This window comes from Haloferax sp. Atlit-10N (genome assembly GCF_003586325.1).
Taxonomy (GTDB): domain Archaea; phylum Halobacteriota; class Halobacteria; order Halobacteriales; family Haloferacaceae; genus Haloferax; species Haloferax prahovense.
Window position 1 is genome coordinate 14,787 of record NZ_PSYX01000011.1, and the last position, 24,973, is coordinate 39,759.

Sequence of the window (24,973 nt, forward strand, 5' to 3'; positions counted from 1 at the left end):
CCCAAACGGACCTACCTTCCAGACCGATCCGTCGTACGAGTTGGTGACGCTGCCGGTCTCGCGAACCGATTCACCGGAAAGGGAATTTCCCAGGCCGTACAATCATCGTATCTCGCAGCGGAATTGGCTACGCACGAACGGTTACACGAGTATCCAGACCGCCTGTACCGAACGATGAAACTGGAGTATCTGCTCGCAACAGTTGTGAGGTACTTCATCGAGACGCGCCAGCCACAGATCCTTGGGGCAGCGATTCGGGCAGCCTCCGGGATGGATATCGAAGCCGTTGATCGTTCCCCGCGAGACGTTCTTGCCCGACTGATACGACATCCAGTCCTGTTCGCCCGGATTTTTGGGAGGCCCAGTGTTCTCAAACGCGTTTATGCGGCGGCAACTGACCAGTGGGAGTTTAATAGGCTGGCATCCTCCCCGGGGTAGTAACCGATAGGCTCTGGTCTCGCTACGCTGTAAAGACTCTCACCGACTCGTCGTCAATGATTCCTTGGGGGACGGGGCGTCGCGACTGCAGTTCGCTACTCCGTTATCGGTGAGGATGAGCGAGGCGAGTGAACCGGATACTGCTTCAGTTCGACTGCAGCACTGTTTGTCGTGAGAACCGGAACGTCGGCAGTGCGAACTACTCCAGTTGCTACACTCCCCTGTAAGAATCGACTCACCCCCGTCAATCCCTGTGTTCCCATCGCGATGAAATCGATGTCATTCTCGGTGGCGTATCCGAGAATCTCTTTCCGAGGGTTGCCATGGGTGAGCGTGATTCGGACATCGAGATGTACCGCCTCCGCTTTCTCCGCCACCTGCGTAAGAACGCGCCGACCACGTTGTTCCCACGACTCCTTTGCTTCTTGCCACGTGAATCCTGGCCGGCTCATGTAGGTGCGTTGATCGACGACAAAGAGGCCGTGAACGGTGGCGCCATGTTGGCTTGCGATTTCTACTCCATGTTCGAGCGCAACCGAGGCTTCATCGCGTCCGTCTGTAGGCACGAGGATATCGGTGTACCTCGTCTGGTCACCAGATGAACGCCTATCTGAGGGAGCAGATCGATCTTCCTTCACCGTGAGAACGGGAACCGGAGCGGTCCGAAGCAACTGCTCGGAAATACTTCTGTGTAGGTACCTGGTGAGTCCAGTTCGCCCGTGCGTTCCCAAGACCATCAGGTCGATATCGTTCTCTTCAATGTAGTCTAGAATGACATCGGGAGAGCTGCCGTGTTCGATACCCGGGATTACATTCAGTCCAAGGGTATGGGCTACATCCATCACGGGTTCTATTGCCGCTGCCTCATCCCACGTGTTCTTCTCGGAGGTAGAGGGAATTGCAGTCTTTCCAAGGTGGGAATGGTCCTCGACAATACGTAGCGCATGGACCGTTGCAGCGTATGCATGCGCCAGTGAGACGCCGTGTCGAATCGCGGGAGTGAGCGCATTACCGCCGTCTGTTGGAATGAGAATGCTCTCGTACGGAGTGGATTCCGACTCGTGGTCGAATGGAGCTGGGTCTGCCGTGTTCATAGTAATTAGTACGTGAGCCCGCTTTAAGCGGATTTTTGTTAACATTCGAAAATGCTGGCACGCCCTATTCGAAAGAGCCTAGACACCGGATGTAACCCCGACAGCTCGGAAAATCAGGTGTGCAGCCCGCCGATTTCCCGTCCGGTAGGCGTGGTTCCGAGACTCAGTTACACACTCAAGCATCCGTCTTTAGCTAAGAGACGAACCACGTGACAGCGGCGTCTTATCGAGGCTACTTTTCGAGAGGAACGAGGAGGCGGCAAGTGTGCACCAAGACGCCTCCTCATTGAGACTCATGCGTCGGCTCACTACACTGTTTCCCTCCGAGTTCCTCGAAGAGCACGCCGAGGAACTCGGCGTGGTTGAGCGAGAGAGCAAGCTTCAGGTTCCCGTCCTCGTGTGGGCGCTCGTGTTCGGCTTCGCCGCAGGCGAGAGCCGAACACTCGCTGGCTTCAGACGAAGCTACAACTCCACAGCCGACGAACCGATCTCTCCTGGCGGTTTCTATCACCGGCTGACGCCGTCGCTCGTAGAATACCTCCGCGACCTCGTCGAGACCACGCTCGACGAGGTCGCTGTTCCCGACGCTGTGGACGTTGATATCGACCGATTCAGGGACGTGATGATCGCTGATGGCACGGTGTTGCGGTTGCACGAATTCCTCTCCGATGAATTTCAAGCCCGCCACGAGGAGCAGGCTGGAGCGACGCTCCACCTGCTCCACAACGCCACCGATCAGACGATTGAACGCACATCGACGTGACGGATGAGAAAACGCACGACAGCACGCTGTTCGAGACTGGTTCGTGGTTGCAAGGGCGGTTGGTTCTGCTCGATTTAACGTACTTCAAGTACCGCCGCTTCGCGTTGATCGACGAGAACGGCGGCTACTTCGTGAGTCGGCTGAAGAAGAGCGCAAATCCAGTGATAACGGCGGAATTACGGGAATGGCGCGGCCGCGCCATTCCCTTGGAAGGCGAGCAGATCTACGATGTGGTCGGTGACCTCTCGCGGAAGTACATCGATGTGGAGGTCGAAACAGAGTTCAAGCGAGGTCAGTACGAGGGGGGGACGCGCTCACTGGACACGAAGCGGTTCCGCGTCGTCGGCGTCCTCGTTGCGGACGCCGACGACTACCATCTCTACATCACAAATCTGCCGCGAGAGGAGTTTCTACCCGCGGATCTAGCAACGCTGTATCGGTGTCGCTGGGAGATAGAAACGCTGTTCCGCAAGCTGAAGACACAGTACGAACTGGACGAGTTCGACACGAGCAACCCGGATGTCGTGGAAATTCTGTTGTACGCGGCGTTGTTGTCACTGCTAGTGAGTCGTGATCTGTTGGATCTGGTCACCGAGCAGGCTGACGATGAGATCGTGTTCCCGTCGGAACGCTGGGCGGCGACCTTCCGGTCGCACGCCCAGCTCGTCCTTCACGAACTCGGTGAGTATCTCGGCTACTCGCCACCACCACTGTTGGAACGGCTGATCGATGACGCCCAGAAGATCCATCAGCAACGGCCGATCCTGCAAGAGACGCTCACTACCGCTACGCAACCGAGGTGTGAGTCTTAGCTAAAGACGAATGACTTCAGCGAGAGATCGAGGTCACCTACAAGACGATGCACCGGCGCGTCGAGCGCTTCGCCCGAGCGCTCGACGCGCCTTCCGTTACACTGGAAGGACCTGTCGAAATCGACGAAGTGTACGTTTCTGCCGGGAAGAAGGGTCGCGAGCGCGACGCGAGTCGCGCTCGCGTGGCCTGTCCACGCGCGGACGAGGAACGTACGAAGACGACAAACTACCCGTGTTCATTCTGGTCGATCGGGGCACCAAGCAACGGTACGTGATCCCGGCGAAAGCCGCAGACGAATCGACGATTCGACTCCTGCTGGCCGACCGCCAGCAGGAGTCGCTCACCGTCTATACCGACGGCTTTCGAGCGTACGAACCGCTTGAGGAGGACGACGAATCCGACCGCGAATACGTCGTCCACGGCGACGGCGAGTACGCTGATGAAGAGATCCACGTCAACACTTGCGAGAGCCACCGTCGCACCAGCGACGCGTGGCTCTCGCCGCATCGAGGCGTCTCAAAGGACAAGCTAACACAGTATCTCAGAGCATTACAGCTCCGACAAGATCTCTTGCGTAAACCGGGACGAGATGCTCTCAAACACGCTGTTCCAGCCACTCTCTGAAATCAACAACGTGCTACACATGAGCGTTGATGGTACTACCACGTGTATCTCTACTGCTAGCACACATAATCGGAGGAGTCAATTTGCTGGCCCAGCAAATCGACGACTCGCTTAAGATACGTAGCACACAACCTTCGCCCTATGGAGATGTCACGGCGGCAAATACTGGCAGGAAGTGGCGTGGCGCTGATCGGTTCGATCGCTGGCTGTCTCGGCGGCGACGACGCTACCGGGAGCGATGGAAACGGTGGGGACACGCCCACTGACGAAGAAACCGACGGCAACAACAGCGGGAATCAGGAAGTCGCCGACTACCTCTCGGAGGTTGCGAACTACGACGGAATCGACGACCGTACCGACGAGGGATCAGTGACCGTCAGGAATGGTGCTGTCGACGGTGCCGGCCAACAGTTCGTCTTTGATCCGGCGGCGATCCGTGTTTCCCTCGGCACGGACGTGACCTGGGAGTGGGTCGATAGTAACAGCCACAGCGTCACGGCCGAAGACGAGACGTTCGACAGCAGCCTCATTTCAGGTGAAGGGGAAACCTGGGCGTACACCTTCGATGAGCCAGGTACCTACTTGTACTATTGTATAGCACACCGAGCACTCGAGCAGAAAGGCGCAGTCGTCGTGGAATAGCGACTCTCTCTGTTTCCCACCCGATGAGAATTAATAACACTATCGTGTGTACATAGGTCCAAACGGAACTATTCATGTCGTCACAATGGACTCGTCGCCATGCTCTCCAAGTAGGAGGGGCTATCGGAATTTTCGGTGTGGCCGGTTGTCTCGGGTTATCTGGTACGGACACCAACTCACCCACCCTCAATCAGGCAGCAATTACCCTGCTAAACGGTGGCACGCTCGTAACGTCGCCGTCGTGCCCGTGCTGTCACGGATACGCGGATATCTTGACCGAACGCGGCGTAGACAGGCTCGATATCGTGGAGCAAAAGAACTACGCCGAACCGAAGCAGCGCGCAGGCATCCCACGCGAACTGTGGGCATGCCACACGATTACTACTGAGGGCTACGCGTTGGAGAGACATCTCCCAGTAGAAGCGATCGAAAAATTGGCAATCGAACGACCAGCAATAATCGGGGTTGTATTACCAGGAATGCCTGCTGGTTCCCCCGAATGGGAGGAAGCACTGCCGATGAGTTCGTCGTGTACGCCATCGAGCAAGATGGGTCAACGAGTGAGTATCTTCATATTTGATGTCTGCTAACGCCGATACCCCATCTTCCAGGCCTGTTTGAGACCCCGTTGGTCGATAGCTGCTACGACTTTGGATTTTAAAGAGCAAAGTGCTTGATTGACGCACCCGTACATACAGCCGTAGGTGTACATGCATGGCAACAGACCCTGTTTGCGGAATGGATGTCGACGAAGCTAACGCTGCAGTGACAACTGACTATCAGGGAACGACGTACTACTTCTGTGCCGAAGGGTGCAAAGAAGCGTTCGAGTCGGAGCCGAGCGAGTACGTCTGACGCCGAACTGCCACACGGAACCCGATAGAACAGTATCGTACCCGACCAATCCAACCCCTATCACCGTGTATGAGAATGAAAACCCCCGACGAAACCGACCTCGAAATTCTCCGTCTCCTCGCGGAGAACGCCCGTCGACCGTACAGCGAGATCGCTGAACACGTCAACCTATCAGCGCCAGCCGTCTCCGATCGAGTGACGCGGCTGGAAGAACATGGAATCATCCGCCAGTTCACCATCGATATCGATCGGTCGCAGCTCCGTGACGGAATCCCTGTTCTCGTACGCATTAACCCGCGTCTCTCTGCTGTGGATTCACTGCGACAAGAACTACTCCAAGCAGAAGACGTCGAGCACGTATTTATTACTGCGGCTTCAAAAATTATGATCTCTGCAACTCCCCCTCACAGAAACATCGGAGAGTGGTTGCAGACGATCATCAAAATGGAGAATGTCCGTAAATACGAGGTCCAGTTGCTATCGGATATCGACTGGTCCGTAACCATCACGGGAACTGACTTTACACTCACCTGCACTGAATGTGGGAACACAGTTGGTGCCGATGGAACGGCAACTCGTGTCGGAGGTGAATTACAGCAATTCTGCTGCTCAAGCTGTCAAACCACATTTAAAAAGCGGTACGAAAAACACCACAAAGAAGCAGAGATGTGAAACACTACCTATTCACTCCCCCCGAATGCTTTCTGAACGGGAGAGTTCCATCACGTCTGTACGCCTGCTTGATCTGGCGATTATCGACGAAGGGAAATCGTCTTGAATAATGACTACGCATCTCTGACATACTGCCAATGAACGGAACGACAACCCGACAGTACGGCGCAGCTATCGCACTGGTTTCAGGAATCTACTCACTCTTCTCCGTAGTCGCAGAAGCGGGGATGATGCAATCCGCGGGTGGTGCCTTCATGGCACTGCTCGGCGTCATCGTGGTCGTCCACGGGGTGGTCCTGCTCACGCCGTACGCTGACCGACTCGGGAGTGCAAGCGGCCCGCTAATGATCGGCTACTCGGTATTGATGTTGCTCAATCAGACCCTTGTCGGCGTCACTGGCAGCATGAACTGGGGAATGGGTGGCGGGATGGGGACCGGTATGGATGGCGGAATGGCCAGTGGCATGGGATCAAATATAACCGCCGGGATGGGATGGGATCTTGGAATGGTCGCCCTCGCGGTGCTGATGCTGGTCAGTGGCATCATCATGACGAACCGGCGCGGTGCTGAATCCGGAATGTGACCTATTTCGAGAATGACCACGACAACACGTTCAAGCCGCCTACCTAGCTATCTCGCACCGCTACCAGAGCGCGTCGAGGATTTCGCACTTCGGTACGCGTGGATTATCGTTGCGATCAATCTCGCCGGAACGGCGTTCGGATTCTGGTACTACCGCTTCCAGCTTGCTCAAACCCCGCTCGTGATGTGGCCGTTCGTTCCCGATAGCCCCGCCGCGACGCTGTTCGTCGCGCTCAGTCTCGCCGCGTGGAAACTGGATTATGACGTCGAGTGGCTCCACATGCTCGCCTTCTTCGGCAACATCAAACTCGGTCTCTGGACGCCGTTCGTCCAGCTGTTTCTCAACGGGCCGGGCGGTATCGAACCCTGGCTCTACTGGTTCCTCATCGTAAGCCATCTCGCGATGAGTCTGCAGTCGTTCCTGATCTATCGATACGCCGAGTTCTCGGTTGGTGCGGTCGCCGTCGCCACCGTCTGGTACGGCCTCAACGACATCGTGGACTACTTTGCGCCGCTCGTCGGGGAGTTCCACCACACGTTCCTGCGGGCCGAACTCGCCAACGGCGCGCTCGATCACTCGGTGCGAGCGCACGACCTCGCGGCGGCCGCGGCAGTGACGCTGACGCTCGCCGCGACGTTCCTCGCACTTGCAACAAGGGTGAAGAAGCTCGAGCTTCAGCGATCCTCTACCTCGGAACAGGGAGCATCGACAGCTGTCTCGAACGACGGGGGAGTGGAGTCATGACGAACGTTCGACGACAGCTCCGTGCAGTGGGGGTTACTCTCGGCGTCGCGCTCGGGAGCTTTGTCATCGGGGCGATTCTCCTGATGCTCGTTTCACAGGTACTCAGTGCTGTCGGGATTTCTCTCTTGGACCGCCCGGCGCTACGCCTTGGTTTGAGTACAGTGCTACTCCAGGGAGTGACGTTCGGCGGTGTTGCACTCGTCTATCTACAGACCCGCGACAGTGGTTTGGAGTTCATCCGGGTGCGCGTTCCAACGCGTCGTGATGTCGCGTGGATCGTCGGGGGATTCATCACGCTCCTGGTCGCGGTTCGCGTACTCTCGGTCGTGATCGCATATCTGGGATTCGACCACGCCAGCAACCAGATCATCGAGATCGGACGCCAAGAGCCAACCGTCTTTCTGGTGTTGATTCCACTCTCGTTCCTGTTGGTGGGTCCTGGTGAGGAGCTTCTATTTCGGGGACTTATTCAGGGAACACTGCGAGAATCGTTCCATCCGGCGCGAGCGATCGTCTTGGCCAGCCTCATTTTTGCGATGGTACACGTCTTCTCCCTCCAGGGGAGCGGGAAACTCGTGTATATCGGCGTGGTCTTCACGCTCGCGCTCGTGCTCGGGGCGACGTACGAACTCACGGACAACCTCGCGGTCCCCGCTCTCATCCACGGCGCATACAACGCAGTCCAGTTCGGCCTTGCATACTATACGGTTACACAGGGTACGGCGTTGTAGGGGTCCAAATGTCATCAGATACACACTCACGACGGTCGGTGCTTCGCCAGAGTGGAATCGGTGTAGCCGGAGGGATGTCGGTTCTCGCGGGCTGTCTCGGCGGCCTCAGTGGCTCCTCGGGGCCGACCGTGACGATGACTGGTGACCTTCGATTCGACCCAGCCGAAGTCACCATCGAATCTGGAGAGACCGTTACGTGGGAAAACGAGAGCGGTGCCCCTCACACGGCGTCGGCGTACGAGGAGTCGCTCCCAGAGGATGCTGCGTATTTCGCCAGCGGTGGCTACGAATCCGAACAGGCAGTCCGACAGAGCACGTCAGCACGTGGGTTTCTTGAGCGCGGCGACACGTACCAGTATACGTTCGAGGTCACTGGGACGTATCGGTATTTTTGCCTTCCACACGAGGAGAACGGAATGATCGGTGCCATCGTGGTTGAGTGACTCACTTCGTGTGGCGTGTTCCTTATCACGGAGAAAGTTTATACTTCCCAAACTCAAAAAGCGATTTGCGGGGTGATTCCCTGGTAGGTATAGCCGCTGTCAGAGGCCCCACTCCCGAAGCCCACTCCCTGTCCACCCTTCCTCACCCCACCTCGTCGGCGTCCTTTCCCTTCCGGTTTTCAAGATGGTTTCCCGTCATCCGAGCGCGATTGCACCGAAGTAGAGTCCAAGGATAATTGAGATCCCGCCGAGAAGCTGCACCACCCGTCGCCAACGATCCGAGACCGGGGCTTCGGACCCGTATTCACCACTGCGATCCGACGGAATGCGACCTGCGGTCTGGACGCGGATCACCGTCTCGGGATACGCGATCAACAGGACCCCTATACCGATCCCGAGGACAGCCGCTAGGAGCGTCCGAACGGCGGCCATCTATCTTCGGAGGCGTTCGATACGTTTCTCGACTGGCGGATGGGTCGCCAACAGTCGGGCGAGGCCGCGTTTTTCGCCGAAGATACACAGGGCGTTCACCTGGGCGTCGACCTCCGACTCACTGGCACGCTCGCTACCTCGCTGGATTTTCTCGAGCGCACTGGCGAGCGGTTCTCCACTCCCGATCTCCGAGGCAGCATCGCTATCGGCGACGTATTCGCGATACCTCGAGATGGCGAAAACAAACAGCATCACGAGCATCTGCGTGATCTGGCCGACGACGATAGCGAGGAAGAAATCCGCGATGTCGTTGTCGCCAGTGAGCAGGACCGCCCACTGAGCAACGATAGCGACGATCGAGGCGACACCTTGGCCGAGCACCATCATCACGACGTCACGGTTCCGGATGTGGGCGAGTTCGTGTGCGAGGACGCCCTCGACCTCATCCGGTTCGAGCCGCTGGAGCAGCTCCTCGGAGACGACGACTGTCCCGTTGCCCTTCCGACCGACGGCAAACGCGTTGGGCACGCCCATCCGAGCGATCATCAGTCGAGGTTTCTCGATACCCATATCGTCGGCGAGTGATGCAACTCGTCGGTGAATATCCGAATAGCGGTCTTCGGGCAGGTCCTCAGCTCCGACGCTCCGGAGCGCCATCCACTTGCCGAGTTTGTACTGGACGCCGACGAAAGCGACGCTGCCCAGCAGAACGAGCCAGAGTGGCCAGCCGAAGACGCCCATCACCACGACCGCGGCGACGGCGTAGAACGCGAATAGGGCCGATCCGACGACCGCCATTCGGGCTTTCAAACCGAGGTGGCGCATGACTGAGTGTTTGTCCCGGGGATATTAAGGCCCAGCGGTGACGTTCCACTCATATCAAGCAATCGTCTTGATACTTTTCTACTGACCTCAACCGTGGCGACAACAGATGCTCGATACACTTTCAGTCGTGAACGGGATATCTAACTTCGTGGTAACCGTTATCCGAATTAGACTGGTACATCGATGAGAGAGCAATGGCTGAAGCGCGCGTCGATCGATCGCTCGTCAACGCACTCCCGGTCGAGGGCATCAAGTTCGACGGCCTGTTTACGCTCTTGACGCTCTGGTTTATCGCCGGCGTCTTTCTCGACGGCCGATCTCATACACATGGCGCTCCGGAGACGTTCTTTACGCTCGAACACGGGATTTTCTACACCGCATTTCTCGCAATCGCCACTTTGCTGGGCGGAACCATCTACCGGAATCGGATACGGGGACACTCCTGGTCTGAACGCCTCCCAGAAGGCTACTGGCTCTCCGTGGCCGGCGTCGTGCTCTTCGGCGTGGCTGGCGTCGGCGACATGGTCTGGCACGAGGTGTTCGGCATCGAGGCCAACATCGAGGCGTTGTTGAGCCCGACGCACCTGTTGCTCATGATCGGGGCCGGTCTCTTCGTCAGTGGACCTCTCCGTAGCGCCTGGTATCGCCTCGATCCGAATGAGAGCCGCTGGGCGGCCCAGCTCCCGATGGTGCTCTCGACCGCGATTACGCTGTCGGTGCTCACGTTTGCGACGATGTATGCACATCCGATCGTGAATCCGCTCGCCGGCGCTGGACATCGACACGCGGGCGAGCTCCCGTTGATCGTGGCCCACGAACTCGGTGTCGTGAGTATCCTGCTCCAGACCGCGATACTGATGGGCAGCCTTCTATTGATTGTGCGACGCTTTTCGCTTCCGTCGGGGGCGCTCACGGTCGTCTTCACGCTCAATGCAAGTGCCATGAGTCTCCTGACCGAACACTACCAGTTCATTCCGGCGTGGGTGCTCGCCGGGGTCGTCGCCGACCTCCTCGTCCTCGGATTGGACCGATCTCACTCTCTTGCATGGCGGGGATTCGGGTTCGTCGTTCCCGCTGTGCTGTTCGGACTCTATTTCGTGACCCTCTGGGTGACAGAGGGGATCGCTTGGACGGTCCACGTCTGGGTCGGCGCGATTGTGTTGGCAGGCATAGTGGGATGGCTCGAAAGCTACCTGGTCGCACCCACTATCGACGACCCCTCGATAGAACGGTGACCTCTCAAAGTGATCGCCGTTGAGACAGGTGAGACCGGACGACAGACACACCTGGCATCCCGTCACGCATCCAGAGGGCGACCGCTAACACAGTGATAACGGTCTGGACCGCCACATAGGGCGTTGGATTGAGGAGCTGGAGCAAGTCTGACACTGTCTGGATGTGGGACTCCGGCGAGAGTACCGGCCACAAGAGGAACCGAAGTGTTCCGTGATCGAGGACGAAATAATCGACGACATCGCCCCCGAGATGAGACAGATATCCCACGCCTCCAGCGATCGCAACTATACGTCGCGTTGGATGATCACGGCCCCACATCCATACGAGTACGAGCACGCTGGCTGTCGTGAACACCGAGTGGGTGAGAGATCGACCTGGAATGCTACTGGTCGCGAGCGCTAATGGCTTATCGACGAGATCCGGAAAGAGTGTCCCAAGAGCTACCGCGAAGGTCGGGGGGGACGATGGCTTCTCCCCCAGCCAATAGCGACTGCCGAGTGAGATCAGAAGGTATCCAACCGCGACGTGTGTCCAAATGAGCATTAGGTTCTCATCTCGTTGCCAGCTGGTTGAATACTGCGTTGCCGCCTCAACGGAGGCGACGGAGATTGGTCGGAGTTTTACGGGGCTCGATTCGCCGGAGGAATACCAAGAGTCCAATTGTGGGGGTCATCATGGCAGTCTGAGACAGAGGGCGAGATCGTATTTGGAGATTCAGGTACAACTATGAATGAGCTTGCCTGAGCTATACCCCGAGCATTCATCCAGATCGCCAGCAATCCATAACCAACTGACGATTTCCGTATTATGATCTCCTTGCCACAACGACGACTCTCCGGGACGCTTCACAGCCGATCTGCACCGTACCCAGGCTAGCATCACCGTTCATGACAGACATACGAACGTTCGATAAACGAACTGTAGTGGGCCTGCTAGTCGGACTGATAGGGCTTGGAATATATCTTCGGTTCGTGGGCGTCGATGCGATAGTTGGATCACTCCGTACCGTGTCCACCCGTCGGGCTGCTTCGCTCGTCATCGTTGGATTCGTCCCACTGTTTCTCTGGGGAACCGGACTGTGGCTCGTTCTCAGACAGATGGACGCTAAGATTACGCTCTGGCGAGCGATCCTCCTGTTCGACGCGACGGGATTCATCAACAGCGTCACTCCGTTTGGTCAGGCAGGCGGCGACCCGGTGAGTGGACTCCTAGCCTCACGTGTCGCACCGATGGAGTACGAAACGGGATTTGCGGCGATCGTGAGTCTCAATGCGATCAATCGGCTTGCGTCGGTCCTGCTCGGTCTCGTCGGAGCGGGCTACCTCCTCACACGTGTCGCCTTCTCTGTGGCAATTCGAAATGCCGCACTCGTCGGGGCTGGGATCGTCGTCGTAGTTGGGGTGGGTGGCGTGTTTCTCTGGCAATATCGTGACACAATTATCAAGTGGACAACACGACTTCTCGACGCCGTTTTCGCTCGGTTGTGGTGGGTTCCGCGATTCGAACCACCGGAACGTGCAGCGATCCGCCAGCGGCTCCGTCGGTTCACCGCAGCGATCGAACAGCTGGGGACGAACCGACGACGCCTCGTACTGGTGGTCTGTTTAGGTATCGCAGGACAACTCTCCGTGGGGGCTACGTTATGGGTTGCGCTTAGGGCTCTCGGCGCGGACGTACCACTCGCGCTTGTCCTAGTGATCATTCCAGTAGCAAAGCTGAGCGGGATCGCCCCGACTCCTGGTGGACTTGGGAGTGCCTCGGCGTTCCTCACCGGACTGCTGGTGACCTTGACAGCCATCAATACGACGGTAGCCACTGCAGCAGCGCTCCTCTACCGTGCGGCTGCCTTCTGGACCCCAATGATAACTGGGGGACTTGCGCTGCTATTTCTTCTCGCAACACCAGCAGAGTCGGCAACCTCCAGACTGGGACGTGGGGGTGGATCTGATACCCGAGTGGCATTCGCCATCGCAGGGGGTGTGGCAACGCTTCTCCTCGTGGTAGTCCACCTACGGAACGTTCTGATTGAGCCGTACAGTCCAATTGTCCACCTTCTCCGAGATGGCGGTGTCGCTGCCATGGGATTCGGCGCTCTCTGGATGGGCTTTCGACTCTTCGCCCGGCACCGTTCCAACTTGGGAGACAGGAGAAAATAATCCGAAAATCCGTTCGCGAATCGATCAATGGATAGAGAGCAGCTCCCCGATTCATATTCAGACTGACTCAGGATCGAATATCATTACATCGTCAACTTCCAATGAGGGCGGCTTATCGGGAGACCACGTGCGACGAGACGCGAGTGGACGCCCCCTTCCAGCGGAGGATATCAGGAGACGCAGCTCTTGGCCTGTTGATTCAATACATTCCTCCCCCATCATCGTCGCCGCTGCTCCCACCCCCAAGTGGAGATTCAATGGCCGTGTCTCCAACGCCGACTTTCATGCTCATCCCCGACAGGTCCGACCCTCCGTGGATCGTACAGTACACGTCGTACACACCGCTTTCTTCGAACGTATGTGTCGTCTCCTCGCCACCCGCTACACTGGAGTCTTTGTCCCAATTATCCGACGCGCTGGTGACCGTGTGATCGAAGCCGTCGTCGTTAGTCCACGTTACCGTGGCTCCGGTGTCGACGTGAATATTCCGGGGATCGAACTGTGACCCGGTCATCGAGACCGACGACGTTTCTTCAATGGCAGCACCCCCGTTACCATTCCCGTTTCCGCTGCCACCGCCCGGATTGCTTCCTCCGGTGCAGCCCGCGACGAGAGCAAGCCCGCCGGTAGCGGCAGCACCCAGAAACGCTCGGCGGCGAATCATGCTAATCATTAGCAAAGTTGCGGCTGGAGCTATTTGTCACTTTCCCCGTTGATGGGCCGTCACACGAGCCAATTCGAGGAAGAATCAACAATAAGAGGGATTCACCAGAGGAGGGCTGAAGCAATTCGGAGCAGATCCTTATACGCTGGCAGTGTACCCAGCTTCGTTCACCGCGTTGACGAGCGCATCGGTATCCGCGTCACCCTTGACTGTCGCGGAGTTGCTCGTCCGGTCGGCTTGCACATTCTCAACACCATCGACGATCTTCAGTGCGTCTTCGACGGTCTGTTCACAGCCTTCGCAGCTCATTCCTTCGACAGTAAGGGTTACTGCCATACACATACTCCTTCGGGACGCTTCCTTTTTGCCCTTTCCCTTAACATAATTCGCATACCAGGGGAGTTCATCTTCGAATTGATACCGAAACTCGCGATACTGTTTTCCTTCTGGGATTCGTGTGCGAACACATGCGAAATCTCGACGAAACCGATCTCGAAATACTCAGACTGCTTGCCGAGGACGGACGCCGACCGTACAGTGACGTCGCTGAAATCGTCGACCTCTCGCCCCCGGCAGTGTCCGACCGCGTCAACCGCCTCGAGGAGCACGGAGTCATTCGTCGGTTCACCGTCGATATCGACCGTTCACAACTCCGTGAAGGAACGCCGGTATTGGTTCGATTGGCCGTCGTCCCGGGACATGCTGATGCTATTCGGCAGACGCTCACCGAACTGGATGCCGTTGAGCACGTCTTTACGATGGCAAATGCAAACATCGTCTTCTATGCGACGGCACCCCGTAATGACGTACGGGGGTGGCTCCTTTCGGAATTGGATACGGACATCGTACGTGAGTTCGAAGTGGAACTGGTCAGCGATATTGACTGGAATCTGAACGTGGGCGGCACGGAATTCGCCCTCACATGTGCGGAGTGTGGCAACACTGTTACGGATGAGGGGGTCACGACGCGCCTCGATGGCGATCTCAAACAATTTTGCTGTCCATCGTGCGAAAGTCGCTACACAGAACGGTATGAGGAATTGAAGGAAGCAGCGTAGGCGTCCGGGGAGACGTAGAACGTGAACTGAAGTTAGGCCAACAGACCTGAACGATGCGGTACTCCCTCTGTCTCGTGACGACGAGAATCCGTCGACTTCTCAATTGCTCGATCCCGGAGTGATCCACACATCCAGCAGATTCCGAATCAATGGTCAATCGGCGGCCGCAGTCAGTAACCCCCTCCACCACCCTCGCAGGGGAGATCCTGATCCAGCGACACGTCACCGACCAGAACAACGCCACACATCGTCTCGCTCCCGTGGATGGTACACTCGTATTCGTAAATCCCCTCGCTCTCAAACGTGTACGTCGCCGTGTTGCCCGACGATGAAAGACTCGTGCTGAAATCCCATTGCTCGGCCACATCGTGGAATTGTGCACTCGTCACGTCGTGCCCGAACGAATCCTGATTCACCCACTCGACTGTCGTTCCGGGAGCGACCGTCGCGCGTACCGGATCGAACGCCGTGTTCACCAGTTCGACGGTCTGCATGGACGCTTCGCCACCACCAACGGTGACATCGAACGGTTTGACGATCGGATTTCCATCCTTCGTGACGGGAGGATCGCCGTTTTCCGGGAACGTGAATTCGTCATCCATTGGGTCGTCGTAGTGGAGCATCGCGTACACCGTCTGCGATTCGGTGATCGACTCGTCGAGCCGGAGACTGACATCCGCGTAGAGGCCGGGCTGTAACTGCATAGTTGCAAGCGTAACGCCGCCGTTGGGACCACCCCCTTCGGCTTCCGGATGGATGACAAGCCATCCCGTCTGATCGATCGCAGTGCTGGGAACGGTGACACGCTCCCCGCTCGTCTCCTGGTCGGTTACAGAGAGCGAAGGTGTCACTTCCCCCGTCAGCGTGATTTCGAACGGTTTGACGACCGGATTACCGTCTGTTGTGACGGGGGGGTCCCCGTTTTCTGGGAATGTAAATTCCCCGTCTGCTGGATCGTCGTAGTGGAGCATCGCGTATACAGTCTGCTCCCCAGCGAGGAGGGTGTTCATCGCCAGCTCAACGTCACTGTATTCGCCTGCGGAGAGCTGTTTCTGAGCGAGCGTGACTTGACCATTTGGACCACCGCCCTCGGCCTCTGGGTGGAGTACCACCCAGCCGTCGCCATCGATGCTAGCACTCGAGAGTACCACGTTACGGTTGTCGGTTTCTATGTCCGAAACTGAGAGCGCTGGCGTCACACTCGGCTCTTCGGTCGTGGTGTCCGTTGGCGTGGTTGTCGGTGTAGTCGTCGTTGCTCCACCACTTCCATTGTTCTCTTCATCACCGCCAGCACAGCCTGCGAGTCCAACAGTGGCTGTGCTCCCCGCGAGTTGGAGGATTCGTCTCCGGGAAACGTAGTCGGGTGTCATGACTGGGTTGTGCCGTCCAACCCCGATATTCGGACACAAATTATAAAATAGTTGGCCAAATTCTACCCCTATTCTCGGTGAATCCATGCACCTACTCCGGAACTTCGGTGAGAGCATGCCGAACATCGAGGGAACGGTGGACGGCTGAAAAACTCATTTTGAGGGGGCCAGACATCGTGGGTGTCACAGCCTACTGCCACATGGCCCACGTAAGTAAGGCGAGCGCACTCGTCTCGAGAAGGCGGAGAAGGACCATAGCAATCTGGGCAGTCGTCGCCGCTGCTTCGAGCCACTGACGAGTGAGTGGGTTGAGGCTGAAAAAATAGAGCGCAAACACGTTTTCGGCGAGGAGTAACACCGCAAAGAGAAACAATGCAAGAACGTACTTCGACCGAACCGATCGGTAGTTTCCAGCCCAGACGTAGCTCAATCCGACTAACAAGAGGATGTTCATCCCCATAGCAACTCGTGCAACTGTTAGCCAGAGGCCCATCTAAGCTACTTGTTCGGAGTGGGTCGTAAATATCCTTTCCAAAAAGCGTCCCAACTGTAACTGGTCAGTCGTAACCACCCATATGGGGACAGAGCACGGTCGGTTCACTCTTGCTTTGCAGAGCAACTGCTGATTTCGCCGTTCGAGTCTGTTTTTCGATAACGACGTCCTCGAGCACGAGCACGTCAAGCCCCATCCCGAAGAAGTCCTTGAGCGCCTCGGTTGGAGTGTTCACGATCGGCTCCCCGTGGTCGTTAAACGACGTGTTCAACACCACAGGAACTCCGGTGAGGCTCTCGAATTCTGAGATCAATCGATAGTATCGCGGATGTTGATCCTCGCGAACAGTCTGTGGGCGGGTCGTATGATCGGCCGGGTGGAGCACTGCAGCTATCTCCTTCTGTTTCTCCTCTCTAACATCGAATGTGTCGATCATGAATGGTGACGCCGTCGCATCAACAAAATACTCGTCGACTGCCTTCTCCAACATCGAGGGGGCGAATGGTCGCCATCCCTCACGATGCTTGACGAAGCGATTCACCCGATCACGAGAGTCGACCGATCGGGGATCCGCGAGGATACTTCGACCTCCCAGGGCACGGGGCCCCAATTCGAGTCGACCCTGGAACCAGCCGACGAGTGCCCCATCTGCGAGTCGTTCAGCTGTATATCGCTCGAGATCGAGCGGTTGCGAGAAATCAATCTTGTTCGTTTCCAGTAGGTCTACGATCTCATCGGTGGTGTACTCGGGTCCGAGGTACACTGTGGTCATCTCTGGCACGTCTCGGGGGTTTTGCTCCAGCCACCCTGCACCGAGCGGTAACCCGGCGTCGTGTGCGACTGGTTGGATAAAGACGTTCTCGACGGCTTCTGACTCTCGAATTTGCTTGTTCAGTTTGCAGTTGAGCATCACACCACCAGCAAGCGCCACATTGGACGTCCCGAGGTGGTCAGTGTAGGTCTCGACGATATCCAGCACGGTTTCTTCGAGTAGTTTCTGCGCAGTGTAGGCGAAATCCTTCTCCCACTGATCGAAATCGCCGGGCGTCTCGTTCCGCGGCCGATCGAACAGTTCCTCTAGTCGTCCCACTCCGTATCCCGCGCCCCAGCGCTGTGTCAACGAGGTAACGTCGTATTCACACCCCGTTTCGATGACCTCACGAAGAACGGACTCGATTTCTGGATTCTCGTTGCCATAGGGGGCTAGTCCCATTACTTTGCCCTCACCGTTGAACATCCGATAACCGAGGTACTCCGTAACGACGGCGTAGAACAACCCTAGGCTATTCGGGTGGTCGTACGTCCGGATCCGTTCGAGTCCAGATTCGTCACCACGCCAGACAACGGTTGCATCGTATTCGCCCTTCGCGTCGATGGTGAGGACGAGGGCTTCGTCGAATCCCGACGGCTGGAACGCACTCGCGGCGTGACACGCGTGGTGCGGGCGTGTTTCAACGGGGGGGATAGGTGTGCCGATCGTCCGCAATCGGTTCTCGATCTGTTTAGTGGGGAAGAACTGCGCCTGTAATTGGGATTTGACTGTCCACTCGAGATGGCTCAACTTCGGGCCGAGACCGTCAAGACGAACCGTATCAAGCAGGTAGTGGTCCAAAATTTCCGACTGAAGCGACGGATCGTATGGGAGGAGTATCCGTGAGAGGTCACTCAGTTCGAGGTTACGGTAGTCAAGACAGGCCCGAATGGCCTCTTCTGGAAATGTGTTCGGGGCGTGCTTGTCTCGGGTTAATCGCTCCTCTTCGATGGCGAAGATGAGGGTCTCATCTTCGAAGAGGGCAGCGCTCGGGTCGTGTTGGCCGTACAACCCAATTGCGGGTTTGAACGAGAGTGTGTGCGTCGACATGGGATTGGATTAGTGTTCGTTATCAGGTGCCTGGTCAGTATGCACGTATACCCAGATGAGGTCACCATTCCGTAGCTGGTACTGCTCTGGGTTCACGTCAGCCGTGCGTTGCCGGATGATGATCTCCGTTCCGCCCGTACTGGAACGGTAGGTTCCACCGAACTTTTCGCCCGCATCATATTGAATCACGTGGCCTTTCTTAGATTCCTGTGAGTACTCAATCGATGGAATCGTATTGAGCGCGGTTGCGAGTGTGACTGGCTCACCGGTGTTGAACCACGTGTATGGGTTGTCGTCGTCACGAAACTGAAACTGTTCTGTACCCGCTTGCTCGTAGTTGCTCCCTTCAAAGTTCAGCCGCCGGTTATTGACGTCGAACACGAGCTTGCCTGTGCGAGTATTATCTCCCGAAGTAGTGGCAGTCGCACTCTTCGTAGTAATTCGCACCCAGAAGTTGTCGTTATGTTGGACCTCGTACGTCGTTGGATCGATCGTTCGAGTCCCTTCATGGATATCGATCGTTACGCCGCTGTCTGTCGTCCGGTACGTCGTCCCCCCGTACGTGATGACGGGCTCACCACGCCCATCTTGAGAGTAACTGATTCCGGGCAAGAGGTTGAGCGCACGGGCGAACGTGATGACTTTCTTCTCGTTGCTCCACTCGTTCGGTCCGTGAGCCGAGTCGTGAAAGTGGAAGTAGACCGTCTCCGGATGCTTCTTTTCGATAGTGTCGAGGTAGTACCGCTGCTGATCGAAGTCCACCAACGTACCATCAATCTCGAAGAAGAGGCGACCGTGCCAGTGCGAGTCCTTATAGCCCGGTGCATCCTTTGACGCTTCTTCCGTGGTCGTCGATTCTTCAGTCGGTGTCGGTTCCTCTGTGGTAGTCGTAGTGGTTCTGGCCGTGGGCGATGGGGTATTCGTACTCGTCCGTGTCGAAGTCGGCGGGGTATTGGCTCCATCAGAACCGCTCGCACAGCCAGCGAGCCCACCTACAATTGGAACTCCAGCAAAGCGTAACAACTGACGCCGAGACCACTTACTACTAGGCATGCATCGGCACGTAAGCGAGGATCCACCTTACTTATACAGTGTATATGCACCGTGTTGGGACGCAGAACACACGATTGGTAGTTTCAACCGATAGGGAGAGATAATGATAATCTCCAGCCACGATCAAGCAGTTGAGCAGGGATTAAATCTGTCGACCTGGTCGGTTCACAACCGAGAGATCTTCTCGTTATTGCCTCACGGATGCTTAGTACGAGTGTCCATGAGCGTAATGAGACCGGTGAGATACAGTAGACCAACAGCCAGAGCGAATCCTCCGAACAGGGCAGCCATTCCTTGGAGTAATGAGAGGGAGTCTAACCCGCCAATATACACCTCGATGGCACTTGTGGCAGCAAGGAGAAGCCACACTATGCCGATAAGCTTCTGACGGGTGTCATTCATGCTATTATCATCACCTCCATGATCTTGTGAATCGCCTCGGGGTCAAGCCCCGGGGCATTCGCCTTGACCGCCCGTAAACCCGTCGCCAGTCTGAGTCTGATACTTGTCCGTATAGGTCTTCCCAACGAGCCGAACGACTGGAGCTCCGTTCAGTAGCCAGGAAACGCAGAGCAGTATTCTGCTTTCTGTAATTGGGGGGAATTGTATTGGCTTACCCTCCATCTGAGCAAGGACCATCATCAACGCTTATGCGCCTGCCAATCCGAACAGCGAACACGAACTCTCCCAACCATGGGCGAACTCTCGACTGGTCTGCGAACACTCGGCACTCGATTCGACATTGACGAGGGTGATGTGGCGGTGTGGAGTGCGATCCTACTCGTGGAGTTCCTCGCCGTTCTGGCGTACGTGAGTATGACATCGACGACGATCACGGAACCGCGGTATGCGGTGTACCCATTCATCTGGATCAATGTCGGGCTCCTTGCGGTGTCGCGTACGAAAGTTTCGAAACGGAGCCGAGGCATCCAAACCCTCGCGCTGGGTGTGACCGGCCTCTATCTGCTCGTGCTGTTGTATCTCGGGGGACTCGTCCGATTCGGCATCTTCACGCCGCTCGGATCCGGAACCGAATTCCGCATCTCGTGGGCACTCCCCGGGTGGGGTCCGGTCGTCGTCTTTCGGAACCCGTGGCTCCAGACAGTGGTCGTTCCATTCAAGGCCGCCGGCTATCTTTCGTTCGCGTATCTTCTCTACGCTCGGTTGCTTGACGCCACGAAAGGAGTTCTTTCGGGCGTGTTCGGTCTTGTTTCCTGTGTTGGCTGTACGTTTTCGATTCTTATGCCGTTGTTCGGCGCGTCAGCGTTTAGTGCGGTTACACAACTGTCGTGGGACCTGTCGACAGTCGTCTTCCTGATCACGGTCGCACTCCTGTACTGGAGTGCCGAGATTGAAGCGATTCTTTCGGCCTACACTCGCTCTCTGACCTCCTGACTACGCCGCAATCACGAACAATAACCCCGGTTATCCAGATTTTACTTTACTGGTGCTATAATTGGGGCGTCACACCCAGCTCGCGTCAGGCGGGCTCGTCTCGGACGCGTTCGATGAGATGCTTGAATCCATCTTCGTCTTCGAACACGTCGTAGTCGTCGTCAGCACCAACGAGAAGGGTTACGTTCCGCTCGCCGTCGTTGTCGAGGTCTTTGGCGGCGGCGACAGCGTATGCGTCTCCGATAGATGGGCTGTACGCGGCTTTCAAATCCGATGCAGCTTCCCAGAGGTCGTCGATGTTGTACTCGGTGACGCCCATATCTCGGAGGTCGTCGATGTGGGCGTCGGCCTGCTCTGCAGATGCTTTTCGGGTGGCGATGTGCCGGAATTCTGCGAGATTAACGGTGGATATGTACCCGTCGAGTTCCCCGTCGTACACTCGGTCGAGCCAGCGTTCGACCTCCCCTGCTCCCTGCTCGTCGAACGAAAAGGCGAGCAACGGCTCGGCGTCAAAGATGACTGTCATTCCTCCTGCTCAGACAGTCCGTACTTCTCGTCGGTCTTCTTTTTGTCCCGCTCTCGCTCTTCACAGAGCAGTTCCGTGGCCGACTTCTCACGTTCCGCTTCCTTGGATGCAAGTGCACCCCGAAGTTCGGACGGGCGCTTGACTGATCGAATCACGACTTCCCCCTTCTCGTTCTCGACGAACCTGACTCGGCCCGGCGTGTCGATGTGGAGTTTGTCACGGAACTCTTTGGGAATCGTCGCTTGCCCCTTGCTCGTGACGGAGACGGTCGTTCCGCCTTCTGCATCGGTCATACGTAATGGGCAGTATCAGTAATACTTCAACCTTTGTAATACCCCTCCGAAATACCGCTCAACGTCCCTGTTTCTCACAAATCGTTCCGACCACGCCAGCCCTCTCGTGAGAAAGACTATAACGTGATTGTTTGGCGTTGAGTGGGTCAGACGGTGACGAACAGCCCCGTCACGTACATGAAGACGAACCCGACGAGGAACGCCCCGAGGTTCAGCGGCGTCGCCGCCCGCCCAGTGTCGCCTTGAGCCATCTTCGTTAGCTCCCAGACGACCTGTAGAATCGCACCGACACCGATCGCGAGGAAGAACGTCCCGAGCGTCGGTGAGAACGCGTAGCTGCCGATCCATGCACCCGGAATCACTGGCCCTCCCGCAAGCACGCCGAACGCAACAAAGTGCCTCAACGCAGGCCGTTCCCCGCGGGCAACCGGACCGACGATCGCCGGCCCTTCCGTCACGTTGTGAATCATGAACCCGATAACGAGGAACGTTCCGAGCGCCACGCGACCGAGAGCGAACGCGCTCCCGATAGCGAGCCCTTCCGCGAGGTTGTGCAGACCGATGCTGATGGCCACCAGATAGGCAACCCAGAGCCCGCTGCTCGCGCGTTCGCTCCCAGCCGCCGCTTTCTGTTCGCGCCACGAACTGATCGCCTGCACGGCGAAGAATGCGCCGAAGACGCCAAGGACGAAGAGCAAGCTCCCCTCGAACGCGCCTGGAACCTGTTCGAGGAGTTCGACCGCATCAAACGTCGCGTCGAACGCCAGAAACGCCAAGACTCCGGCGGCAAACACGATCACGGCGTGCAACCAGTGGTCCGAGAGAGAGCGGAGATACGGGAACCAGAGGATGCCCAAGATGACCGGGATGATACCGACGAACAGTCCGACGATGCCGAGCGTCCCGAGAATGGTACCAGTTACCCCTGGCGACGTGGATGGTGCGACGATTGTATGGCTGACTGTGGCCCCGTCTGAGAGAACGAGTGTGACGTCGAGATCCCAGTCAGGATTCCAGCGATACGGAATTTCGATAGTCGCGCTCTCCAACGGTGCGAGCGTCCGGTCGCCACCACTTACCCCAAAGTTCCAGTACGCGTCGTTGACCAGCACCTGCGAGACCGTTACCGCATCGGGGCCGTTGTTCGTGACGTGGACGAGGATCGTTCCCTGATCCGGAAGTGTCGTGTACGAGATTGTCACGTCGGGGAGAGGTTCGCCACCTGTGCCGAGGGCCGCAAAGGGATTTCCGACGAGGAACAGCCCCAACACGATCGCAAGCAACACGACCGGTAGCAGGGCGAGGACCCACCGCGGAAGGCCGAAGGGTTGACCCTCCTCGACGGTGACACCGCCATTTGGTTCGGATCGCTCATCGCTCATTTAGACCACCTCGAAGAAGCTCATCCACCCGAGCTCGGCGAACTCCGACTGGTGAGCGTGGAACATGTACAGCCCCGGCTCGTGGTCGGAATAGTCGAGTTCGAGAATGCCACGTTGGGCCTGACACTGCATCACCGTGTCGATGGTCTGATGTGTCGGCGTAAGCGTCGTCCCGTGATCGTAGTAATCGTAGAACTGTGAGTGGGTGTGCAGCGAGTTGATGGGATCGAACTCGGTGGCGTTCACGAGATAGATCCGCTGGCGGTCGTTCCGGTCGATCTGTATCGGGCGTTTCGTCTCGCCAGCTTGCCAATTCCCGTTGCCGTCGGTCCGACCAACGCCGTAGGCGAAGGCCCGGGTGTTCACTGCGTACACCTCGTTGTCGACGTCGAAGTTCGTGTCGAACCCGTTCATCACCATCACCAGCTCGTTGAGATCGTAGTCGTTGCGCTGGATGAACTCGTAGTTGCGGCGTTTGGCCGTCTCGACGAGGTCCTCACGTAGCGCGTCGGTGATCTGACTCGGGTGGTATGGGACGTACTCCTCAGGGTGTTCTCTGACCCGCTCAGGGTCCGGGTCGACGATGATTGCCCCATAGAGGCCACGGTGGACGTGCTCTTTGAGCGGTGAGGAGTGACAATGATACAGGTGGACACCCATCGGGTTGGCCTGCCACTCGTACGTGAATGACTCGCCAGTATCGAGTTCGCCGGGACCGTTCTGCGGAATGCCGTCCATTTCGGGGCGGAGGTTCCGCAGGTGCGGATGGATGGTGTGCGGGTTCGATGAGCCGTTGGTGAACCTAATCCGGACAAGGTCACCCTCGGTTACGCGGAGCGTCGGTCCGGGTACCTGCCCGTTGTATGTCCACGCCGAGAATTCGACGCCGGGGGCGATCTCGACGGTCGTATCGACGGCCGTGAACTCGAACTCACGCACTGTCTGGCCGTTTTCCTCGAACACGCGTTGGGGAACGTTGTCCTGGCCGTCCCGACCGGTGTTGAACTGGGTGAGAAACTCGTGCGGGTCAAACCTGGTGTTCTCGTACTCGCCGCGCGCTCCAAACCCACTGTCGTCATCATCACTACCAGCGCCCTGTCCCATAGCCGAGCCACCGAGACCGGTGAGGGCGGCGCCGCCAGCCAATCCCAAGCCGCCGAGTATACCACGCCTACTCACGACAAAATCGGTATCGAGGCGGTCGACGAGTCGAGCCTCTAACGCCTCCGTGTAATCGGCGGCCCGGTTGTAATCAAGCGGAGGCATCATGCGGCTCCGTTGGCGTTTGAAACCGCGTGTTCGGGTTTATCGTTCAGTTCGCGGACGCGAATCGTCCGAGCGACAGTCATCGGAAGTGAGATCCCTATGTCGTCGGTTTGTGGTTGAACGGTAATCAGACCGATCGGGGCAACCTCCGTGACGACCAGATTGGTCCCCGGCGTGATTCCGGCGTCATCGAGATACGCCAACTGTTCGGAGTCGCGATCGCTCACTTCGATAACGACGAGATGCTCTCCGTGTTCACACTCGCTCAGATACGTGTCGGGGCTGGAAACCAAGGTGAGCGTCTCACTCGGGATGGGTGCGCCATGCGGGTCGACAGCTGTATCATCGAGTGCCTCCGCGAGTCGTTGTTCGAGCGTCTCGCTAATGTGGTGCTCGAGGACATCCGCCTCCTCGTGAACCTCGGTCCAGTCGTAACCTAATCGTTCGACAAGATAGGTTTCGAGCAGACGATGGTGTCGAATCACCTCGATGGCGACGGTCTCACCCTCGTCGGTGAGCCTCACGCCGCTGTACGCTTCACGTTCGACGAGTTCCCGTTC

28 protein-coding genes and 2 pseudogenes are annotated in these 24,973 nt (G+C 57.3%); 15 read left to right on the forward strand and 15 right to left on the reverse strand.

Translation table 11 applies throughout. The features are described 5' to 3' along the window. Positions 1–438 (forward strand): NAD(P)/FAD-dependent oxidoreductase (locus tag C5B91_RS22730; RefSeq protein ID WP_394337649.1); only part of this gene is annotated, 438 nt, incomplete at its 5' end. Positions 439–533: 95 nt separating this feature from the next. Here C5B91_RS22730 and C5B91_RS19675 read toward each other — a convergent pair. Further along, complete coding sequence (locus tag C5B91_RS19675; RefSeq protein ID WP_158589919.1) at positions 534–1,532, reverse strand: universal stress protein; 999 nt, start codon at positions 1,530–1,532, stop codon at positions 534–536. Between the two features lie 295 nt (positions 1,533–1,827). Here C5B91_RS19675 and C5B91_RS19680 point away from each other — a divergent pair. The 10 genes and pseudogenes from C5B91_RS19680 to C5B91_RS19725 all read left to right on the forward strand — a co-directional run bounded on the left by C5B91_RS19680 (position 1,828) and on the right by C5B91_RS19725 (position 8,403). Continuing rightward, a pseudogene (locus tag C5B91_RS19680) lies at positions 1,828–3,107 on the forward strand (IS4 family transposase). 14 nt (positions 3,108–3,121) lie between these two features. Next, a pseudogene (locus tag C5B91_RS19685) lies at positions 3,122–3,732 on the forward strand (IS1595 family transposase); the annotation flags it as partial. Positions 3,733–3,873: 141 nt separating this feature from the next. Beyond that, entirely contained in the window at positions 3,874–4,374 is a 501-nt protein-coding gene (locus C5B91_RS19690; protein ID WP_119712912.1) for a halocyanin domain-containing protein, read from the forward strand. Positions 4,375–4,448: 74 nt separating this feature from the next. Next, a complete protein-coding gene (locus C5B91_RS23110) occupies positions 4,449–4,964 on the forward strand; it encodes a DUF411 domain-containing protein (protein ID WP_119712913.1) in 516 nt (171 codons plus the stop codon). Positions 4,965–5,088: 124 nt separating this feature from the next. Next, positions 5,089–5,229 (forward strand): YHS domain-containing protein, encoded by a 141-nt coding sequence (locus C5B91_RS19700; protein ID WP_119712914.1) that lies wholly within the window; start codon positions 5,089–5,091, stop codon positions 5,227–5,229. 75 nt (positions 5,230–5,304) lie between these two features. Continuing rightward, on the forward strand, positions 5,305–5,901 hold the full coding sequence (locus C5B91_RS19705) for an AsnC family transcriptional regulator (protein ID WP_119712936.1): 597 nt from the start codon (positions 5,305–5,307) through the stop codon (positions 5,899–5,901). A 254-nt stretch (positions 5,902–6,155) separates the two neighbouring features. Beyond that, entirely contained in the window at positions 6,156–6,485 is a 330-nt protein-coding gene (locus tag C5B91_RS19710; protein WP_233547757.1) for a hypothetical protein, read from the forward strand. Between the two features lie 12 nt (positions 6,486–6,497). Continuing rightward, positions 6,498–7,229 (forward strand): DUF1405 domain-containing protein, encoded by a 732-nt coding sequence (locus C5B91_RS19715; RefSeq protein WP_119712916.1) that lies wholly within the window; start codon positions 6,498–6,500, stop codon positions 7,227–7,229. Further along, positions 7,226–7,960, forward strand: a complete 735-nt coding sequence (locus tag C5B91_RS19720; RefSeq protein WP_119712917.1) for a CPBP family intramembrane glutamic endopeptidase — start codon at positions 7,226–7,228, stop codon at positions 7,958–7,960. The genes C5B91_RS19715 and C5B91_RS19720 overlap by 4 nt, the downstream gene beginning before the upstream one ends. A 74-nt stretch (positions 7,961–8,034) precedes the next feature. After that, the gene (locus C5B91_RS19725; protein ID WP_233547759.1) at positions 8,035–8,403 is read left to right on the forward strand and encodes a plastocyanin/azurin family copper-binding protein; all 369 of its coding nucleotides are present in this window, start codon (positions 8,035–8,037) and stop codon (positions 8,401–8,403) included. A gap of 195 nt (positions 8,404–8,598) precedes the next feature. Here C5B91_RS19725 and C5B91_RS19730 read toward each other — a convergent pair whose 3' ends face one another. Together C5B91_RS19730 and C5B91_RS19735 are read right to left on the reverse strand one after the other, a co-directional pair. Then, on the reverse strand, positions 8,599–8,835 hold the full coding sequence (locus tag C5B91_RS19730) for a hypothetical protein (protein ID WP_119712919.1): 237 nt from the start codon (positions 8,833–8,835) through the stop codon (positions 8,599–8,601). Next, positions 8,836–9,660 (reverse strand): M48 family metallopeptidase, encoded by an 825-nt coding sequence (locus C5B91_RS19735; RefSeq protein WP_119712920.1) that lies wholly within the window; start codon positions 9,658–9,660, stop codon positions 8,836–8,838. It abuts the gene before it with no gap. A 194-nt stretch (positions 9,661–9,854) separates the two neighbouring features. On the opposite strand from C5B91_RS19735, the gene C5B91_RS19740 reads away from it, so the two are divergent. Next, positions 9,855–10,895, forward strand: a complete 1,041-nt coding sequence (locus C5B91_RS19740; protein WP_119712921.1) for a hypothetical protein — start codon at positions 9,855–9,857, stop codon at positions 10,893–10,895. A 4-nt stretch (positions 10,896–10,899) separates the two neighbouring features. On the opposite strand, the gene C5B91_RS23115 is transcribed toward C5B91_RS19740, so the two are convergent. Further along, positions 10,900–11,439, reverse strand: coding sequence for a metal-dependent hydrolase (locus C5B91_RS23115; RefSeq protein ID WP_119712922.1), 540 nt, complete (start codon positions 11,437–11,439; stop codon positions 10,900–10,902). Between the two features lie 380 nt (positions 11,440–11,819). On the opposite strand from C5B91_RS23115, the gene C5B91_RS19750 reads away from it, so the two are divergent. Continuing rightward, positions 11,820–13,052, forward strand: a complete 1,233-nt coding sequence (locus C5B91_RS19750; RefSeq protein WP_158589921.1) for a lysylphosphatidylglycerol synthase transmembrane domain-containing protein — start codon at positions 11,820–11,822, stop codon at positions 13,050–13,052. Positions 13,053–13,251: 199 nt separating this feature from the next. On the opposite strand, the gene C5B91_RS19755 is transcribed toward C5B91_RS19750, so the two are convergent. Both C5B91_RS19755 and C5B91_RS19760 read right to left on the reverse strand, forming a co-directional pair. Continuing rightward, on the reverse strand, positions 13,252–13,725 hold the full coding sequence (locus C5B91_RS19755) for a plastocyanin/azurin family copper-binding protein (RefSeq protein ID WP_119712924.1): 474 nt from the start codon (positions 13,723–13,725) through the stop codon (positions 13,252–13,254). A gap of 129 nt (positions 13,726–13,854) precedes the next feature. Continuing rightward, positions 13,855–14,052, reverse strand: a complete 198-nt coding sequence (locus C5B91_RS19760) for a heavy-metal-associated domain-containing protein (RefSeq protein ID WP_119712937.1) — start codon at positions 14,050–14,052, stop codon at positions 13,855–13,857. 131 nt (positions 14,053–14,183) lie between these two features. On the opposite strand from C5B91_RS19760, the gene C5B91_RS19765 reads away from it, so the two are divergent. Next, on the forward strand, positions 14,184–14,774 hold the full coding sequence (locus tag C5B91_RS19765; protein ID WP_119712925.1) for a winged helix-turn-helix transcriptional regulator: 591 nt from the start codon (positions 14,184–14,186) through the stop codon (positions 14,772–14,774). A gap of 170 nt (positions 14,775–14,944) precedes the next feature. Here the strand turns inward: C5B91_RS19765 and C5B91_RS19770 are convergent, their stop codons facing one another. The 4 genes from C5B91_RS19770 to C5B91_RS19785 all read right to left on the reverse strand — a co-directional run bounded on the left by C5B91_RS19770 (position 14,945) and on the right by C5B91_RS19785 (position 19,260). Next, on the reverse strand, positions 14,945–16,144 hold the full coding sequence (locus C5B91_RS19770) for a plastocyanin/azurin family copper-binding protein (RefSeq protein WP_158589922.1): 1,200 nt from the start codon (positions 16,142–16,144) through the stop codon (positions 14,945–14,947). Positions 16,145–16,334: 190 nt separating this feature from the next. Continuing rightward, positions 16,335–16,637: a hypothetical protein gene (locus tag C5B91_RS19775; RefSeq protein ID WP_119712927.1), complete on the reverse strand. Its 303-nt coding sequence runs from the start codon at positions 16,635–16,637 to the stop codon at positions 16,335–16,337. A 64-nt stretch (positions 16,638–16,701) separates the two neighbouring features. Then, positions 16,702–18,498 (reverse strand): carbamoyltransferase C-terminal domain-containing protein, encoded by a 1,797-nt coding sequence (locus C5B91_RS19780; protein ID WP_119712928.1) that lies wholly within the window; start codon positions 18,496–18,498, stop codon positions 16,702–16,704. A 9-nt stretch (positions 18,499–18,507) separates the two neighbouring features. Beyond that, positions 18,508–19,260, reverse strand: coding sequence for a hypothetical protein (locus C5B91_RS19785; protein WP_119712929.1), 753 nt, complete (start codon positions 19,258–19,260; stop codon positions 18,508–18,510). A gap of 984 nt (positions 19,261–20,244) precedes the next feature. Here C5B91_RS19785 and C5B91_RS19795 point away from each other — a divergent pair. After that, entirely contained in the window at positions 20,245–20,946 is a 702-nt protein-coding gene (locus tag C5B91_RS19795) for a hypothetical protein (protein WP_119712931.1), read from the forward strand. A gap of 85 nt (positions 20,947–21,031) precedes the next feature. On the opposite strand, the gene C5B91_RS19800 is transcribed toward C5B91_RS19795, so the two are convergent. The 5 genes from C5B91_RS19800 to C5B91_RS19820 all read right to left on the reverse strand — a co-directional run. Then, positions 21,032–21,472 (reverse strand): PIN domain-containing protein, encoded by a 441-nt coding sequence (locus tag C5B91_RS19800; RefSeq protein ID WP_119712932.1) that lies wholly within the window; start codon positions 21,470–21,472, stop codon positions 21,032–21,034. Next, positions 21,469–21,765: an AbrB/MazE/SpoVT family DNA-binding domain-containing protein gene (locus tag C5B91_RS19805; RefSeq protein WP_119712933.1), complete on the reverse strand. Its 297-nt coding sequence runs from the start codon at positions 21,763–21,765 to the stop codon at positions 21,469–21,471. The genes C5B91_RS19800 and C5B91_RS19805 overlap by 4 nt, the downstream gene beginning before the upstream one ends. A gap of 146 nt (positions 21,766–21,911) precedes the next feature. After that, positions 21,912–23,147 (reverse strand): ZIP family metal transporter, encoded by a 1,236-nt coding sequence (locus C5B91_RS19810; protein ID WP_119712934.1) that lies wholly within the window; start codon positions 23,145–23,147, stop codon positions 21,912–21,914. Continuing rightward, positions 23,148–24,413, reverse strand: coding sequence for a multicopper oxidase domain-containing protein (locus C5B91_RS19815; protein ID WP_119712938.1), 1,266 nt, complete (start codon positions 24,411–24,413; stop codon positions 23,148–23,150). Then, on the reverse strand, positions 24,413–24,973 hold a 561-nt coding region (locus C5B91_RS19820; RefSeq protein WP_119712935.1), incomplete at its 5' end, for a metal-dependent transcriptional regulator. The genes C5B91_RS19815 and C5B91_RS19820, both read right to left, overlap by 1 nt.

Bases quoted from the DNA above. Each gene is read 5' to 3' on its own strand.
- C5B91_RS19720 (WP_119712917.1), top strand. From the start codon at position 7,226: ATGACGAACGTTCGACGACAGCTCCGTGCAGTGGGGGTTACTCTCGGC.
- C5B91_RS19700 (WP_119712914.1), top strand. From the start codon at position 5,089: ATGGCAACAGACCCTGTTTGCGGAATGGATGTCGACGAAGCTAACGCT.
- C5B91_RS19710 (WP_233547757.1), top strand. From the start codon at position 6,156: ATGGCACTGCTCGGCGTCATCGTGGTCGTCCACGGGGTGGTCCTGCTC.
- C5B91_RS19725 (WP_233547759.1), top strand. From the start codon at position 8,035: ATGTCGGTTCTCGCGGGCTGTCTCGGCGGCCTCAGTGGCTCCTCGGGG.
- C5B91_RS19770 (WP_158589922.1), bottom strand. From the start codon at position 16,144: ATGACACCCGACTACGTTTCCCGGAGACGAATCCTCCAACTCGCGGGG.
- C5B91_RS19715 (WP_119712916.1), top strand. From the start codon at position 6,498: ATGACCACGACAACACGTTCAAGCCGCCTACCTAGCTATCTCGCACCG.
- C5B91_RS19675 (WP_158589919.1), bottom strand. From the start codon at position 1,532: ATGAACACGGCAGACCCAGCTCCATTCGACCACGAGTCGGAATCCACT.
- C5B91_RS19775 (WP_119712927.1), bottom strand. From the start codon at position 16,637: ATGGGCCTCTGGCTAACAGTTGCACGAGTTGCTATGGGGATGAACATC.
- C5B91_RS23115 (WP_119712922.1), bottom strand. From the start codon at position 11,439: ATGCTCATTTGGACACACGTCGCGGTTGGATACCTTCTGATCTCACTC.
- C5B91_RS23110 (WP_119712913.1), top strand. From the start codon at position 4,449: ATGTCGTCACAATGGACTCGTCGCCATGCTCTCCAAGTAGGAGGGGCT.
- C5B91_RS19780 (WP_119712928.1), bottom strand. From the start codon at position 18,498: ATGTCGACGCACACACTCTCGTTCAAACCCGCAATTGGGTTGTACGGC.
- C5B91_RS19735 (WP_119712920.1), bottom strand. From the start codon at position 9,660: ATGCGCCACCTCGGTTTGAAAGCCCGAATGGCGGTCGTCGGATCGGCC.
- C5B91_RS19690 (WP_119712912.1), top strand. From the start codon at position 3,874: ATGGAGATGTCACGGCGGCAAATACTGGCAGGAAGTGGCGTGGCGCTG.
- C5B91_RS19740 (WP_119712921.1), top strand. From the start codon at position 9,855: ATGGCTGAAGCGCGCGTCGATCGATCGCTCGTCAACGCACTCCCGGTC.
- C5B91_RS19810 (WP_119712934.1), bottom strand. From the start codon at position 23,147: ATGAGCGATGAGCGATCCGAACCAAATGGCGGTGTCACCGTCGAGGAG.
- C5B91_RS19795 (WP_119712931.1), top strand. From the start codon at position 20,245: ATGGGCGAACTCTCGACTGGTCTGCGAACACTCGGCACTCGATTCGAC.
- C5B91_RS19805 (WP_119712933.1), bottom strand. From the start codon at position 21,765: ATGACCGATGCAGAAGGCGGAACGACCGTCTCCGTCACGAGCAAGGGG.
- C5B91_RS19730 (WP_119712919.1), bottom strand. From the start codon at position 8,835: ATGGCCGCCGTTCGGACGCTCCTAGCGGCTGTCCTCGGGATCGGTATA.
- C5B91_RS19800 (WP_119712932.1), bottom strand. From the start codon at position 21,472: ATGACAGTCATCTTTGACGCCGAGCCGTTGCTCGCCTTTTCGTTCGAC.
- C5B91_RS19760 (WP_119712937.1), bottom strand. From the start codon at position 14,052: ATGGCAGTAACCCTTACTGTCGAAGGAATGAGCTGCGAAGGCTGTGAA.
- C5B91_RS19815 (WP_119712938.1), bottom strand. From the start codon at position 24,413: ATGCCTCCGCTTGATTACAACCGGGCCGCCGATTACACGGAGGCGTTA.
- C5B91_RS19705 (WP_119712936.1), top strand. From the start codon at position 5,305: ATGAAAACCCCCGACGAAACCGACCTCGAAATTCTCCGTCTCCTCGCG.
- C5B91_RS19755 (WP_119712924.1), bottom strand. From the start codon at position 13,725: ATGATTAGCATGATTCGCCGCCGAGCGTTTCTGGGTGCTGCCGCTACC.
- C5B91_RS19765 (WP_119712925.1), top strand. From the start codon at position 14,184: ATGCGAAATCTCGACGAAACCGATCTCGAAATACTCAGACTGCTTGCC.